The following is a 14,177-nucleotide window of genomic DNA, read 5'->3' as shown; positions in this document are numbered from 1 at the left end:
GCTACGGGCCGCCGATGCTGAATATCAATGGTATCACGGTGCGCCTCGGTGGGCGCGCGATCCTCGACGGTGCGAGCGCGGCGCTGCCGCCCAAGAGCCGCGTCGGCCTGATCGGGCGCAACGGCGCGGGCAAGTCGACGCTCATGAAGGTCATGATCGGCCAGCTCGAGCCCGATCTCGGCGAGATCGAGATGCCGCGCGGCACGCGCATCGGCTATATCGCGCAGGAAGCCCCCTCGGGCACGACCACCCCGGTCGAGGCCGTGCTCGCCGCCGACACCGAGCGTGCGTCGCTGCTGGAAGAGGCCGAGACCTGCCAGGATCCCGACCGCATGGGCGTGATCTATGAGCGCCTCACCGCGATCGACGCCTACACCGCCCCTGCCCGCGCCGCGCGGATTCTCGTCGGCCTCGGCTTCGACGAGGAAATGCAGGGTCGTCCGCTCGATTCCTACTCCGGCGGCTGGAAGATGCGTGTCGCGCTCGCAGCACTTCTGTTCTCCGAGCCCGATTTGCTGCTGCTCGACGAGCCCTCGAACCATCTCGATCTCGAAGCGACTTTGTGGCTCGAGAACTTCCTCAAATCTTATCCGGCGATGATGGTCGTCATCAGCCACGAGCGCGATCTGCTCAACAATGTGGTCGACACGATCCTCCATCTCGAGGGCGGCAAGGTCCATCTCTACACCGGCGGTTACGACAGCTTCGAGCGCCAGCGCGCCGAACGCGTCGCGCAGCTCGCCGCCGCCAAGGCCGCGCAGGATACGCAAAGGGCAAAGCTCAGCGAATATATCGCCAAGAACTCGGCCCGCGCCTCGACCGCCAAGCAGGCGCAGAGCCGCCAGAAGATGCTCGCCAAGATGCAGCCGATCGCATCGATGGCCGAGGATCCGACGCTGTCGTTCGAATTCCCGAGCCCCGAAGAACTCCGCCCGCCGTTGATCACGCTCGACATGGCGGCCGTTGGATACGCGGAAAAGCCGATCCTCCAGCGGCTCAACCTGCGGCTCGATCCCGACGACCGCGTCGCGCTGTTGGGGCGCAACGGCAATGGCAAGACCACGCTCGCGCGCCTGCTCGCCGCGCAGCTGCCGACGATGGACGGCGCGATGAACGCCAGCGGCAAGATGCGCGTCGGCTATTTCACCCAGTATCAAGTCGAGGAACTCGACGGCGACGACACCCCGCTCGAGCACATGACGCGGATGATGTCGGGCAAGACCCCCGGCGCGGTCCGCGCGCAGCTCGGCCGCTTCGGCTTCTCGGGCGTCAAGGCGACGCAGAAGGTCGGCAAGCTGTCGGGCGGCGAACGCGCGCGGCTCGCGCTCGCGCTCATCACGCGCGACGCACCGCACATGCTGATCCTCGACGAGCCGACCAACCATCTCGACGTCGATGCGCGCGAAGCGCTGGTCCAGGCGCTCAACGCCTATGACGGCGCGGTCATCCTCGTCAGCCACGACCGCCACATGGTCGAACTCACCGCCGACCGGCTCGTGCTGGTCGATAACGGCACAGCGAAGGAATATGCCGGCAGCATGGAGGACTACATCGCCTTCGTGCTTTCGGGCGACGGCGGCGGCGAAGGCGCCAAGACCAAGGCCGCCAAGAAGGACGACAAGCCGCAGCTGAGCGCCGCCGCGGTCGCGCTGCAGAAGAAGGCGCACGAGGCCGAGGCGCTCGTCGCCAAGCTGACCAAGCAGCGCGATGCGATCGACCGCGCAATGCTCGATCCGAGCACCGCCGAAGCCTGGCTCGCGCGACTGTCCCCCGCCGATCTGGTCAAGCAACACGCGCAGATTTCGAAGAAGCTCGACACTGCCGAAGCGGCTTGGTTCGAGATCAGCGAGTCGCTGGAGATGGCAGCCGCTTAACCTGGCTTGTTTACCTTTCTTTACGGAATGATAACGATCCTGCCTGCGAAAGGCGGGAATCCTCCCGTCGTGTCGTCTATCGATTGACGTAGATCATGTTCGGGGAGGCACCACCTATGAAACTCTCGCCACCACTGCGCGCGCGGCTCATCGCAGCCCGGCTCGATATCGCAGCACGCAGCGGCGCCAGCACGCGCGATTGGTCCGACGATCAGAGCCTCTCGGCGCTGAGCCTCGTCGCTGGCGGCCACAGTGTGGCGGATGCGGTGGCGATCGTGCTCGGCGACGCCGTGCTCGAGGATGGCCTGGTCGATTACAATCCGGGATGCGCGTGGATCGACTTTGCGCTCGCCAAGCGCAAGCGCACTCCGGCCGAAGTCGAACGCATCGTTTCGCAATGGGAGAGCCAGAGCTTCAACCAGCCCGAAATCACCGCAGCGCACGTCGTCGATCTCGGACGTTCCACCGCAGCGCAGACCGGGCGCGCCTTGTTCTGATGGTGCGGGCGGTCGGGCTCGAACCGACACTCCGATTAAGGAACGGGATTTTGAGTCCCGCGCGTCTACCAATTTCACCACGCCCGCTTGGCCGATCGAGGCGGTGCACCCGCACCCGTTCGGCGAAGCGCAGGCCTATAAGCGACGCGTCCGGCGATTTCCAGCGCGATTGTTGCAGAATGTCGGCGCGCTCGATCATGACAGCGAATTCACGCGAGTCGCGCGGCGCGTTGCTCGTAGAAGGCACGGCTTCGCTCTCACCCGGAACCGTCTCATGGTCGAAGCTGTCGACGCAAAAGAACTGATCGACGACGCCATCGAGCGCGCCGAGGCCGAACGCGACGCGGGCGAGCGGGTCGAGCGCGCCGCCGAACGCACCTTCCGCGACCGCGTGTCGCTGATGGTCGGCGGGTTTGCGGTCAGCTTGGCGGTGATCCACATGGCCGCGGCGGGCAGCGCGCGCGAAAGCCTGTTGAAGGGCATCGAGGCGTCGGACACCTTCGCCTATATGCAAGCCAAGATCGTCCGCGAGACGGTGCTCAAGACCGCCGCGCACGGCGTCGGTGGCGCTCCCGCCGATCGGCGCGACTGGGCCGCCGAGGCCGCTCGCCTTCGGGCGCCCGACGCAGCGGGCCACGGCATCGGCCAACTCCAGGCCAAGGGCGATGCCTTGCGCGCGGAAGGCGCGCATGCCGCGCGCGCCGGCGAAGGCTATGAACTCGGCGAGACCGCACTCCAGCTCGCGATCGTCCTGCTGTCGATCGCGCTGATCGCGCGCTCGCGCCCGATCGTGTTCGGGGCGGCCTGCCTCGCGGCGATCGGCGTGGCGACGGCGATCGCGACAGCGTTCGGCGTCACCTTGCCGTGGGTCGCCTAGCCGCCCGGATGAAATCCGCGTCACGAAGCGCCCGGAAGGCTTTGGCGGCGGCGGCGAGGAGAATGTCGTGATCAACAATTGCGGCGATGACGACGACGATCGCGGCAGCTGGTGAACGCAACGGCGCGCACGCTTTGGCTTTGGCGTCGCGCGCCGCGATGCGGTACCCGACCCGCATCTCATCCCCCGGAGCACCCTGATGGCCGAACGGACCGACGCAGAGCACAATGCCAAGATGGCGCGCATCAAGGTCGCGCGCGACAAGCTCGTCGAAAGCAAGACGCAGGAAAAGGGCCTGCTGATCGTCCACACCGGCAACGGCAAGGGCAAGACCTCGGCCGCGCTCGGCATGGTGGTCCGCGCGATCGGCCACGGGATGAAGGTCGGCGTCATCCAGTTCGTCAAGGGCGCGTGGGAGACGGGCGAGAAATCGGTGTTCGACCGCTTCCCCGACCTGATCGAATTCAAGCCGATGGGCGAAGGCTTCACCTGGGACACGCAGGACCGCGCGCGCGACATCGCGGTCGCGCGCGAAGGCTGGGACGAGGTCAAGCGGATGATCGCCGACCCGTCCTATGCGATGGTGGTGGCGGACGAGCTCAACATCATCCTGCGCTACGACTATCTGCCGGTCGAGGAAGTGCTCGAAGTGCTCGCGGCGAAGCCCGCCGACACGCACGTCGTCGTCACCGGCCGCAACGCGCCGCAAGCGCTGATCGACATGGCCGATCTCGTCACCGAGATGACGCTGGTGAAGCACCCCTTCCGCGAGCAGGGCGTGAAGGCGCAAAAGGGAATCGAGTTCTAGGAGCTCCCCCCACGTCACCCCGGCCCTGTGCCGGGGCCCACCGTGCCGCGATAGCTGCGGGAACAGGCTTGGCCTCCCGGTGAACCCCGGGACTAACCCGGGGTGACAAGGCGCGGCGCAGCGTCAGCGCCGCAGCGCCGCTGCCCGGTCCACCGCCCGCACCTGCGCGGCAAGCGACGCGACCGCATCGGCAAACGCCGGGCTGCCGCACACGGTTTGCGCCTGCTCGATATACAGATGCCGTGCCGCCGGCACCGCGGTATCGAGCAAGGGATGATGCAACGCCGCCGTCCCGCGATCGGCAACCGCGCGCGTCCCCGTCTCGAGGATCAGGAAATCGGGCCGCGCGAGCGCCATCTCCTCGAGCGACAGCTGCGACAGCGCCGGCCGCCCGAGCCGCCCCGCCAGATTGACCAGCCCGACCCGCGCGAACATCTCGTCGACGAGCGTTCCCGTCCCCGTCAGATACCCCTGCCGCTGATAATAGGCCGCGACGCGCCCCCGCCCCGGCGGCGGCCCGACCGCCGCGAGCGCGCGCCGCATCTGCGCGATCATCCGCGTGCCGCGCTCGGGATGGCCGACCGCCGCCGCGAGCGTGGTGACCGACGCCTCGATCGCCGCCACCCCCTCGCCGCGCGGCAACTCGAGCAGCGTCAGCCCCTGCGCCTTGAGCGGCGCGAGCACCGCGCGCGTCTGGAACGGCGCACCGATCACCAGATCGGGCCGCAGCGCCATCACTTCCTCGGCGCTGCGATGCGTAAACGGCAGGTCGCGCGCTTGCCGGGCGATTGCCGAAAGCTCGGGATCGCGCGCCCATTCGGTCAGCGCGACGATCTGGCCCCGATCCGCCAGACCGACGAGCAATTGGTCGGCGCACAGATTGAGCGAGACGATCCGCCGCGGCACCGGTGCGGGACGCGCCGCGCCCAGCAGCACGAGGCTTGCGAGGGCCAGCACGATCCGAGAGCTCCGCACGTTCGATTTCCTTCGCTTTCGCTCGCCGCCCGGCTACGGCTGGGACGAGGCGCCCCGACCATGCGCGACGGGCCCGACCGATCCTGAGCGAGGTCTGCCGTGCCGAACCTTCTGCCCGCGCGCAATGCCGTGTGGCTTCTCCCGCTGCTGCTGGCGCTCGCGATCGTCGCGGGGATCGCCTCGCTGCTCGTCGGGCCGGCGCAGCTGTCGCTCGCCGCGCTGTGGGCCGCGCTGACCGGCCACGGCGATCCGATCGTCCGCGCGATCCTGTTCCAGCTCCGTTTACCTCGCGCCTTGCTCGGGCTGCTGGTCGGCGCAATGCTCGGCATGGGGGGCGCGTCGATGCAGGGCTATCTGCGCAATCCGCTCGCCGATCCGGGGGTGCTCGGCGTGTCGGGCGTCGCGGCACTCGGCGCGGTGATCGCGATCTACTGGCAATTGGCGACCGCGCATCCGTTCGTGCTGCCGCTGCTGGCGATCACCGGCGGCTTGCTGTCGCTGCTCCCGCTGATGTGGCTGTCGCGGCGTGGCGAAAGCACGCTGAGCTTGATCCTCGCAGGGGTCGCGGTCGCGACGGTGTCGGGCGCGGGGATCAACCTCGCGCTCAACCTCGCGCCCAACCCGTTCGCGGCGATGGAGATCACCACCTGGCTGCTCGGCAGTCTCGAGGATCGCAGCTTCGGCGATGTCTGGATCGCGCTGCCGTGCGTCGTGATCGGCATGACGTTGCTCTTATGGGACGGTCGCGCGCTCGACGCGCTGTCGCTCGGCGAGGATGCGGCGCGCACGCTCGGGGTCGATCTCGCGCGTGTCCGGCTGCGGCTGATGCTCGGTATCGCGATCGGGATCGGCGGCGTCGTGGCGGTCGCGGGGAGCATCGGCTTCGTCGGGCTGATCGTCCCGCACCTCGTCCGCCCGCGTACCGATCGCAGCCCGTCGGCGATCCTCATCCCCTCGGCGCTCGCCGGCGCGGCGCTGCTGACGCTCGCCGATCTCGGCACGCGACTCGTTCCGACGTCGGCGCCGCTCAAGCTCGGCGTGCTGACCGCGTTCCTCGGCGTGCCGGTGTTCCTCCATTATTTGCTGCGGGAGCGCCGCTTGTGGTGACGATCGCGACCCAGGCGCTGTCGGTCGAGCTCGGCGGACGTCGCGTGCTCGACGCGGTCGACGTAACGCTCGAGCACGGCGCGCTGATCGGCGTGATCGGCCCCAACGGCGCGGGCAAATCGACGCTGGCACGCGCGCTGCTCGGGCTGCTGCCGCCCGCGGCGGGGCGCGTGACGATCGACGGCACCGACGTGGCGACGCTCGGCAGCGCCGCGATCGCGCGCCACATCGCCTATCTGCCGCAAGCCTATGCGCTGCACTGGCCGCTCAGCGTCGCGCGGCTCGTCGGACTCGGGCGGTTGCCGCATCTCGGGCCGTTCTCGCGGATTAGTCTGCTCGATCAGGCCGCGATCGACGCCGCTTTGCGCGATACCGGGACCGCGCATCTCGCCGATCGCACCGCGACCGATCTGTCGGGCGGCGAGCGCGCGCGCGTCATGCTAGCGCGCGCGCTTGCGACCGGCGCGCCGGCGCTGATCGCCGACGAGCCGCTCACCGCGCTCGATCCGGGGCATCAGCTCGACGTGATGGCGCTGCTCCGCGCTCAAGCCCGCGGTGGCGCGCTAATCGTCGTGGTGCTGCACGATCTGTCGGTCGCGGCGCGTTTCTGCGATCGCTTGCTCCTGCTCGACACCGGTCGCCTCGTCGCCGACGGAACGCCCGATGCCGTGCTCACCGATGCAGCGCTCGCGAGCGTCTATGGCATCACCGCCTGGCGCGGGACGACGGGGGAGCAACCGCTGCTGCTCCCGTACGAGCGGATCGACGCGCCGACCCGCGCGCACTGATCTCGCGCAGCCCTTGCCAGGACGCCGCCCCTGCCCGTTCGGGCTGAGCCCGTCGAAGTCCCCCTCGCCGACGCGCACGGAGGGGGGCAGACACCTTGCGCTTTACGCCGCGCCGCCGACCGTCTGCTCGATCACCCCGAAGATCGGATGATGCTTGTCGTCCTCGGCCCAGATCCGCACGGTGTCGCCGGCCTTGAGGAACCCCGTGCTCGGCGCGCCGCCAACGATCGTCTCGACCGTGCGCAGCTCGGCCAGACACGCATAGCCGACCCCGCCCGCGCTGATCGCCTTGCCCGGCCCGCCATCGGCGTCGCGGTTCGACACGGTGCCCGACCCGACGATCGTCCCCGCCCCCAGCGCGCGCGTCTTCGCGGCGTGTGCGATCAGCGTGCCGAAATCGAAGGTCATGTCCGCCCCCGCCGCGACGCGCCCGAACGGCTGCCCGTTGAGATCGACCATCAGCGTGCGGTGGAGCTTGCCCTCCTGCCACCAGTCGCCAAGCGAATCGGGCGTGACGAACACCGGCGAGAAGGCGCTGGCAGGCTTCGACTGGAAGAAGCCGAAACCCTTCGCCAGTTCACCCGGGATCAGGTTGCGAAGCGACACGTCGTTGGTCAGCCCGATCAGCCGCACTGCCGCCAGCGCGTCCTCGCGGCTCGCGCCGAGCGCCACGTCGCCCGTCACGACGACGACTTCGCCCTCGAAATCGCAGCCCCAGGCAGCGTCCGCCAGCGGGATCGCGTCGCGCGGCCCCAGGAACCCGTCCGACCCGCCCTGATACATCAGCGGATCGTGCCAGAAGGTCTCGGGCATCTCGGCACCACGCGCCTGCCGCACCAGCGCGACATGGTTCACATAGGCCGAGCCATCGGCCCATTGATACGCGCGCGGCAACGGCGCCGCCGCCTTGTGTTCGTGGAAGCGCTGCATCGGGATCGTCTCATGCTCGAGGTCGATCGCGAGGTTCTGCAGATCGGGCAGCACGCGGTCCCAATCGTCGAGCGCCGCCTGCAGCGTCGGCGCGATGTGGCCGGCATCGGCGTACCAGGCGAGATCGTTCGATACGACGACGAGCTTGCCGTCACGCCCGGATTTGAGGCTGGCCAGTTTCACATGCGCTCTCCTACAATTTCGCCGACCATAGCCCCCTTCGTCATTCCCGCGAAAGCGGGAATCCCGCTTTCGTGCGGATGACGCCAGGGATTGACGCTCGCGTAAAGACACCGCACACCGTCAAAAAACGCGTTGCAACGTGAAACCTAGGAGAGTCCGAAATGTCCTCGCTCGACACCGTCGCCGGCCGCTTTGCCTATACCGAGGATCATGAGGCGTTCCGCCAGACCGTCCGCCAATTCCTCCAGAAGGAAGGTGTGCCGCACGTCACGCAGTGGGAGGAGGACCGGCTCGTCCCCAAGGATTTCTGGCGCAAGGCGGGCGAGATCGGCATGCTCTGCCCGACCGCGCCCGAGGCGTATGGCGGGCTCGGGCTCGATTTCGGCTATAACGCCATCGTCGACGAGGAGATGGCGTATAACGGCGTCCCCGCGGGCTTTTCGCTCCAGTCGGACATCGTCGCTGGCTATATCGAGACCTATGGCTCCGAAGAGCAGAAGGCGCAGTGGCTCCCCAAGATGGTGTCGGGCGACGTGATCACCGCGATCGCGATGACCGAGCCGGGTACCGGGTCCGATCTTCAGGCGATCCGCACGACAGCGAAGAAGGACGGCAACCACTACGTCATCAACGGCTCGAAGACCTACATCACCAACGGCCAGAACACCGATTTGACGCTCGTCGTCGCCAAGACCGATCCCGACGCCAAGCCCGCCTGGAAGGGCATGTCGATCATCCTCGTCGAAAGTGACCGGGCAGGCTTCAGCAAGGGCCGCAAGCTCGACAAGATCGGGCAGGAAGCCGCCGACACCTCGGAGCTGTTCTTCGAAGACGTCCGCGTGCCGATGACAAATTGCCTCGGCGAAGAGGGCAAGGGCTTCATCTATCTGATGAGCCAGCTGCCGCAGGAACGCTTGTCGATCGCGGTGTCGGTGCAGGCGTCTGCGCAAAAGGCGTTCGACGAGACGGTCGAATTCACCAAGACGCGCAAAGCCTTTGCCGGCATGGTGTTCGATTTCCAGAACACCCGCTTCGTGCTCGCCGATCTCAAGACCAAGCTGCAGGTCGGCTGGGCGCATCTCGACTGGGCGATCGCGCGGCATTTGAAGGGCGAGCTCACCAACGAGGAAGGCGCTGCGGCCAAGCTGTGGCACACCGACCTGCAATGGGAAGTGATGGACGCTTGCCTCCAGCTCCACGGCGGCGCGGGCTATATGAACGAATATCCGATCGCGCGGGCGTGGCGCGCCGCGCGCGTCACGCGGATCTTCGGCGGCACCAACGAGATCATGAAGGAGTTGATCGGGCGCTCGCTGTAACGGGCGCCACCATCAGTGCTGCGTCTGCAGATAGGCGATCACGTCGGCGCGATCGAGCGGATCGGCCAGCCCGGCAAACCCCATCGCGGTGCCGGGCACCAGCCGCTTGGGGTTGGTGAGCCAGGCATCCATCCGCTCGGGCGTCCAGCGCCCGCCGAACGCTTGCAGCGCGCCGGTATAGGGAAAACGCGGCCGGCGGTTGGCAACTTCGGCGCCCATCACCCCGAACAGGTTCGGCCCGCTCCGGTCGGCGGCGTCGCGTCCGATTGAATGGCACGCGCTGCACTGACCGAACACCGTCTCGCCCGCCGACGCGCTCGCGACGCGCAACAGCGCCGCGGGCGAAGGTGAAGGCCCGGCGGAGCGACGGCGCGCTTCCTTGTCGTCGCCCGACGAACAGGCGGTCAGCACGAGCGCGACGGCACCTACCAACAGCGCCGGGCCAGACCGCCTCACGCCGACAACCTCCGCGCGCGATCGCTCAACCGCGCGACCGCGGCGGCGTGGATCCCGGGGGTCGTCGCAAGCACGCCGAACGCCTGCGCACTCGGCGTGTTGAAGACGAGCGGCGCGCCGAACGCGTCGGTCACGCTCGCGCCCGCTTCGGCGGCGATCAGTGCCGCCGCCGCGATGTCCCATTCATAGCCCCAGCGCAGGGTGGCCACGAGATCGGCCTCGTCCGCCGCGACCATCGCGATCCGCAAGGCGATCGAATTGGGCTTGGCGACCACGACGAGATCGCTGTCCACCTTGGGCAAACCGTCGGTCGGCACGCGCGACCCGCTGAACTCGCGCCGGTCACCAACGCGGATCGGAACGCCGTTGCGTGTCGCCCCCTGACCCAAGGCCGCGCGGAAAATGTCGCCGCGCGCGGGCGCATCGAGCACGCCGATCGTCACGCGGCCCTGTTCGACCAGCGCCACCGACACCGCCCAGCCATCGCGCCCGCGGATATAATCGCGCGTGCCGTCGATCGGATCGACCACCCACACCCGCCCGCAGGCAAGCCGGTCGGCATTGTCGGCGGTCTCCTCGGACAGCCATCCCGCATCGGGCAACAGCGCCGAGAGCCGCGTGTGGAGCAGCGTGTTGACGTCGAGATCGACCTGGCTGACCGGATCGTTGGGCGCCTTTTCCCAGCGATGGAAATCGGTCCGCCAATGCCGCAGCGCGAGCGCGCCCGCCTCGGCCGCGACCGCCGCCACCGCATCGGCGAGTTTCGCGTCAGCCACTCGCCACCGTCATCCCGTCGATCCGGATCGTCGGAACGTTGATCCCGTAGCGGAATTCGAGGTCGTTTGCTGGCATCAGCTCGCGGAACATGTCCTTCAAATTGCCCGCGATCGTGAATTCCGCGACCGGCCCGGTGACGACGCCATGCTCGATGCGGAAGCCCGCCGCACCGCGGCTATAGTCGCCCGTCACGCCGTTGACGCCCATCCCGATCAGCTCGGTGACGAGCACGCCGCTCACGATGTCCGCAATCAGCGTCGCGGGCGGAACGTCGCCCGCCGCCATGTGGAGGTTGCTCGTCGACACGCCCGGCGCACCGCCGACACCGCGCGCGGCGTGCCCCGTCGGCTCGAGCCCCAATTGCCGCGCCGATGCGCTGTCGAGCAGCCAATTCTCGAGCATCCCCGCCTCGATGATCGCCATCGGCGACACCGGCAGCCCCTCGCCATCGAACGGCCGCGAGCGCAGCCCGTGCGGGAGATGCGGATCGTCGAGCACGGTGACGCCGCTCGAAAACACTTGCGTGCCGAGCGCATCGAGCAGGAAGCTCGTCTTGCGCGTGATCGCCTGGCCCGCAATCGCGCCGATCAGATGCCCGAGCAAGCTCGACCCGACGCGCGGATCGAACACCACGCTCATCGGACCGCTGGCGAGCCGTCCGGGATTGACGCGCGCCACCGCACGGTTGCCGGCGCGCGTGCCGATCTCGGTCGGATCCTCGAGCGCGCGGCGGTGGCGCTTCGAGCTATAGGCGTAATCGCGCACCATCGCGCCGCCCTCGCCGGCGAGCACGCTCGCCGACAGGCCGTAGCCGGTCGTCGCATAGGCCGCAGCGAAACCGTGGCTGGTGGCAAGCGCCCAGATCGAGCGCGCCGCGCTCGCCAATCCGCCTTCGCTGTTGGTGACGCCGGCGACCGCGCGCGCGGCATCCTCCGCCGCTTGCGCCGCATCGCGCAAAGCGCTCGGCGAGGCTTCCTCGCCGCCGTGCGCGAGATCGTCGAGGTCGAGCAGTGGCGGCGCGCCGTGCATCAGCCGGTCGGCGGGGGCGAGCCCGGCCCAGGCGTCCTCGGGCGCCTCGCGCGCCATCGCCACCGCGCGCTCGACCAGCGCCGCGAGCGCATCGACCGACAGGTCCGAGGTCGAGACGCTCGCCGAGCGCTTGCAGACGAACACGCGCAAGCCGAGCTCGGCGCTTTCCGATCGCCCGACATCCTCGAGCGCACCAAGCCGGACGGCCACATCGAGCGAGGTATCGGCGGCATAGACCGCATCGGCCGCGTCGGCGCCCGCTGCCTTGGCACGAGTGACGATATCGGCGGCGCGATCGCGGGCTTGGTCTGGGGTCAGCATAGCTGCGGACTTAGGTGCGGGCGGCCACGCGTGCAACCTTCGCTGCTCCCCTCCCCTTCAGGGGAGGGGCCGGGGGTGGGTGGAGCAGCGCCGGAGCGGGCTCGATGCCCGCTCCGGCGCTTCGGACCGGGCGAAGCCTCCGCGGCACGACCCCACCCCCGTCATCCCCGCGAAAGCGAGGGTGACTGACGTAGGTCAATACGGCCACGGCGTCCCGACGACGACGCACGCCAGAAACACCAGCAGCCCGGCAAACCGGTTCGAGCGAAACCGCCGCAACGCCCCCGCGCCATCGTCGGGCGCCAGCGTCGCCACCTGCCACACGAAATGCCCCGCCACCGGCAACAGCGCGACGAGCGCCAGCGCATCGGGCCGCAGCACCCAGATCGCCGCCGCCCACAACACCAGTGCTGCGGCGTAGAACAGACCGACGCCCAGCCGCACCCGCCGCCCCATCCGCAGCGCCGACGATCGCACGCCGATCAGCGCATCGTCCTCGCGGTCCTGCAGCGCATAGATCGTGTCATAGCCGACCACCCAGCAGATCGACCCGGCATAGAGCAGCAGCCCCGGCGCGCTCAGTGCGCCCGTGACCTCGCTCCACCCGACCAACGCCGCCCACGAAAAGACCAGCCCGAGCCAGATCTGCGGCCACCAGGTGATCCGCTTCATGAAGGGATAGGCGGCGACGGGCGCAAGGCTCGCCACCGCAACCACCGCCGCAGAGAGGCTGAGCTGCAGCAAGACGACCAGCCCGATCAAGCTGAGCAGCACCAGCCACACCCACGCCGCCTTCAGCGACACCGCGCCGCTCGCCAGCGGACGGCTGCGCGTGCGCGCGACTTGCCGGTCGAGATCGCGGTCGACGATATCGTTGAACACGCACCCCGCCCCGCGCATCGCGATGCTGCCGAGCAACAGCCACAGGATCAGGTCCCAGCGCGTCACCGCGCCGCCTGCGAGCGCCACGCCCCACGCGCCCGGCCAGAACAGCAGCCACCACCCGATCGGCCGGTCGAACCGCGCGAGCAGCGCGAACGGCCGCGCGGCGGCAGGGAGCAGCCCGACGAGGCCGCGATGCTCGGTATCGGGGGTGAGGTCGGCGGGGAGGCGATCAGCGGAGGTCATGGCACCCGCTCATACGCGTGCGGAAAGATTGCGGAAACGCTGTTGTGCGACCGCTCGGTCCGCGTACCGCGAGGGACAGCCGCCTCGACTTCGCCATCGTCGGCCGCGATACTGCGCCATCCCACTCCCGGACCGGACATACAGGCGGACAGCATGGTACATCTCTCCGTCGCGATCGGACGGTTCTTCGAAGCCTTGCTCTGGGCACTCGCGCGCGGCATCGGCGTGATGGCCGGCTGGGCGATCCTGGCGGCGCTGACGCTCGGCGTGGTGACGCTCGGCGTGCGCGCGGTGTGGCGTCGGCGGTAATCTCGGGCGCGTGGCGTAATGGCTGGATGTGGTGGAACGGCCCTAACGCCTATACGTCGCCCCGGCGCAGGCCGGGGCCTCCCTTGTGGTGCCCCACCGCCCGCCAAGCCATTCCAAGGCCCCGGCTTCCAAAAGGGAGACGGCCGAGCGAAAGTCCGAGTCTGGTGGAAACCAGACATTGCTCCGTCCGAGTATTTCCGTCATCGTATGTGCATGGTTTCTTCTGGCAGAGCCGCTGACGAAGCGATGCGCTCATCCCTTATGGGGTGGAGCAGTCTGATCCTAATTCCCGGGATGCTTTTTGTTTTTGGGCTGATCTACGCCGTTTCGCCCCGCCATATACTACCGTCGCAGTCGTGGGCGAACGGCACCTACATCAACGCTTGTTGCGCGCCCCTGCTTTTGCGTGATGGAAAAGTCACGACAGCTAACAGGGCGACGAATTACGTCGTGTCAGAGAGCAAGTTCGGAAATCAGATTACCGTTGCCGCTGGTATTGGTGTTCGTAATGGAGCGGTCGAGTTCGGCGGAAATTACGTGTTCGTGCATTTCAACAGGGACAGCACCGCGTTGCCAGCCATCGGAAATCCGACATCGCTTCACGTCATTGGCTTGGATGATAGCCGCGACTACGTGTTCGAACGACGCGGCTAGTCACGATCTACTGGCGCAACGGAATGACCGCAAATGGGCGAAAGCGGACCTAGGCTGTGAACCCATAAATCAGATCGTCAGCCAGTCGGGCTTTTCTTCGGCTGGTCCGTTCCAGCCCCAGTCTGCGAGAACGTCCTGCATTTCA

Annotated in this window: 16 protein-coding genes and 1 tRNA gene; 9 read left to right on the top strand and 8 right to left on the bottom strand. The window is 68.2% G+C overall.

Annotated elements, in window-relative coordinates; translation table 11 throughout:
- Nucleotides 1-14: 14 nt before the first annotated feature.
- Both ABIB28_RS17000 and ABIB28_RS16995 read left to right on the top strand, forming a co-directional pair.
- Nucleotides 15-1,874, top strand: a complete 1,860-nt coding sequence (locus ABIB28_RS17000) for an ABC-F family ATP-binding cassette domain-containing protein (RefSeq protein ID WP_133186957.1) — start codon at nt 15-17, stop codon at nt 1,872-1,874.
- A 116-nt stretch (nt 1,875-1,990) separates the two neighbouring features.
- Entirely contained in the window at nt 1,991-2,371 is a 381-nt protein-coding gene (locus ABIB28_RS16995; RefSeq protein ID WP_354289252.1) for a hypothetical protein, read from the top strand.
- On the opposite strand, the gene ABIB28_RS16990 is transcribed toward ABIB28_RS16995, so the two are convergent.
- A tRNA-Leu gene (locus ABIB28_RS16990) sits at nt 2,372-2,458 on the bottom strand.
- Between the two features lie 187 nt (nt 2,459-2,645).
- Here ABIB28_RS16990 and ABIB28_RS16985 point away from each other — a divergent pair.
- Entirely contained in the window at nt 2,646-3,248 is a 603-nt protein-coding gene (locus ABIB28_RS16985; RefSeq protein ID WP_354289251.1) for a DUF4337 family protein, read from the top strand.
- On the opposite strand, the gene ABIB28_RS16980 is transcribed toward ABIB28_RS16985, so the two are convergent.
- Nucleotides 3,226-3,426 carry a hypothetical protein gene (locus ABIB28_RS16980; protein WP_354289250.1) on the bottom strand — a complete coding sequence of 67 codons (201 nt, stop codon included), beginning with the start codon at nt 3,424-3,426 and terminating at the stop codon, nt 3,226-3,228. The two genes, ABIB28_RS16985 and ABIB28_RS16980, sit on opposite strands and share 23 nt — an antisense overlap.
- Before the next feature lie 21 nt (nt 3,427-3,447).
- On the opposite strand from ABIB28_RS16980, the gene cobO reads away from it, so the two are divergent.
- Nucleotides 3,448-4,056: a cob(I)yrinic acid a,c-diamide adenosyltransferase gene (cobO, locus tag ABIB28_RS16975; RefSeq protein ID WP_189675616.1), complete on the top strand. Its 609-nt coding sequence runs from the start codon at nt 3,448-3,450 to the stop codon at nt 4,054-4,056.
- A 123-nt stretch (nt 4,057-4,179) separates the two neighbouring features.
- Here the strand turns inward: cobO and ABIB28_RS16970 are convergent, their stop codons facing one another.
- The gene (locus ABIB28_RS16970; protein ID WP_354289249.1) at nt 4,180-5,031 is read right to left on the bottom strand and encodes an ABC transporter substrate-binding protein; all 852 of its coding nucleotides are present in this window, start codon (nt 5,029-5,031) and stop codon (nt 4,180-4,182) included.
- Nucleotides 5,032-5,130: 99 nt separating this feature from the next.
- Here ABIB28_RS16970 and ABIB28_RS16965 point away from each other — a divergent pair, with 99 nt between their 5' ends.
- Together ABIB28_RS16965 and ABIB28_RS16960 are read left to right on the top strand one after the other, a co-directional pair.
- Nucleotides 5,131-6,138 carry a FecCD family ABC transporter permease gene (locus ABIB28_RS16965; protein ID WP_354289248.1) on the top strand — a complete coding sequence of 336 codons (1,008 nt, stop codon included), beginning with the start codon at nt 5,131-5,133 and terminating at the stop codon, nt 6,136-6,138.
- Nucleotides 6,132-6,926, top strand: coding sequence for an ABC transporter ATP-binding protein (locus tag ABIB28_RS16960; RefSeq protein ID WP_354289246.1), 795 nt, complete (start codon nt 6,132-6,134; stop codon nt 6,924-6,926). Before ABIB28_RS16965 ends, ABIB28_RS16960 begins: the two co-directional genes overlap by 7 nt.
- Nucleotides 6,927-7,028: 102 nt before the next feature.
- Here ABIB28_RS16960 and ABIB28_RS16955 read toward each other — a convergent pair whose 3' ends face one another.
- A complete protein-coding gene (locus ABIB28_RS16955) occupies nt 7,029-8,039 on the bottom strand; it encodes a fumarylacetoacetate hydrolase family protein (protein ID WP_354289245.1) in 1,011 nt (336 codons plus the stop codon).
- A gap of 161 nt (nt 8,040-8,200) precedes the next feature.
- Here ABIB28_RS16955 and ABIB28_RS16950 point away from each other — a divergent pair, with 161 nt between their 5' ends.
- Complete coding sequence (locus ABIB28_RS16950) at nt 8,201-9,358, top strand: acyl-CoA dehydrogenase family protein (protein ID WP_354289244.1); 1,158 nt, start codon at nt 8,201-8,203, stop codon at nt 9,356-9,358.
- Between the two features lie 12 nt (nt 9,359-9,370).
- On the opposite strand, the gene ABIB28_RS16945 is transcribed toward ABIB28_RS16950, so the two are convergent.
- From ABIB28_RS16945 to ubiA, 4 genes are all read right to left on the bottom strand, one after another.
- The gene (locus tag ABIB28_RS16945; RefSeq protein ID WP_354289242.1) at nt 9,371-9,814 is read right to left on the bottom strand and encodes a c-type cytochrome; all 444 of its coding nucleotides are present in this window, start codon (nt 9,812-9,814) and stop codon (nt 9,371-9,373) included.
- On the bottom strand, nt 9,811-10,590 hold the full coding sequence (locus ABIB28_RS16940; RefSeq protein WP_354289241.1) for a 3'(2'),5'-bisphosphate nucleotidase CysQ: 780 nt from the start codon (nt 10,588-10,590) through the stop codon (nt 9,811-9,813). Before ABIB28_RS16940 ends, ABIB28_RS16945 begins: the two co-directional genes overlap by 4 nt.
- A complete protein-coding gene (locus tag ABIB28_RS16935; RefSeq protein ID WP_354289240.1) occupies nt 10,583-11,941 on the bottom strand; it encodes a TldD/PmbA family protein in 1,359 nt (452 codons plus the stop codon). Before ABIB28_RS16935 ends, ABIB28_RS16940 begins: the two co-directional genes overlap by 8 nt.
- 195 nt (nt 11,942-12,136) lie before the next feature.
- On the bottom strand, nt 12,137-13,069 hold the full coding sequence (gene ubiA / locus ABIB28_RS16930; RefSeq protein ID WP_133186933.1) for a 4-hydroxybenzoate octaprenyltransferase: 933 nt from the start codon (nt 13,067-13,069) through the stop codon (nt 12,137-12,139).
- Nucleotides 13,070-13,222: 153 nt separating this feature from the next.
- Here ubiA and ABIB28_RS16925 point away from each other — a divergent pair, with 153 nt between their 5' ends.
- Nucleotides 13,223-13,378, top strand: coding sequence for a hypothetical protein (locus tag ABIB28_RS16925; RefSeq protein WP_322160014.1), 156 nt, complete (start codon nt 13,223-13,225; stop codon nt 13,376-13,378).
- A 213-nt stretch (nt 13,379-13,591) separates the two neighbouring features.
- The gene (locus ABIB28_RS16920; RefSeq protein ID WP_354289239.1) at nt 13,592-14,032 is read left to right on the top strand and encodes a hypothetical protein; all 441 of its coding nucleotides are present in this window, start codon (nt 13,592-13,594) and stop codon (nt 14,030-14,032) included.
- The last annotated feature ends 145 nt before the right edge of the window (nt 14,033-14,177 follow it).

This window comes from Sphingomonas sp. UYEF23, from assembly GCF_040546165.1.
GTDB classification, from domain to species: Bacteria; Pseudomonadota; Alphaproteobacteria; order Sphingomonadales; family Sphingomonadaceae; genus Sphingomonas; species Sphingomonas glacialis.
Note: the sequence above shows the minus strand (reverse complement) of the source record. Positions and strands in the feature narration are given on the sequence as shown.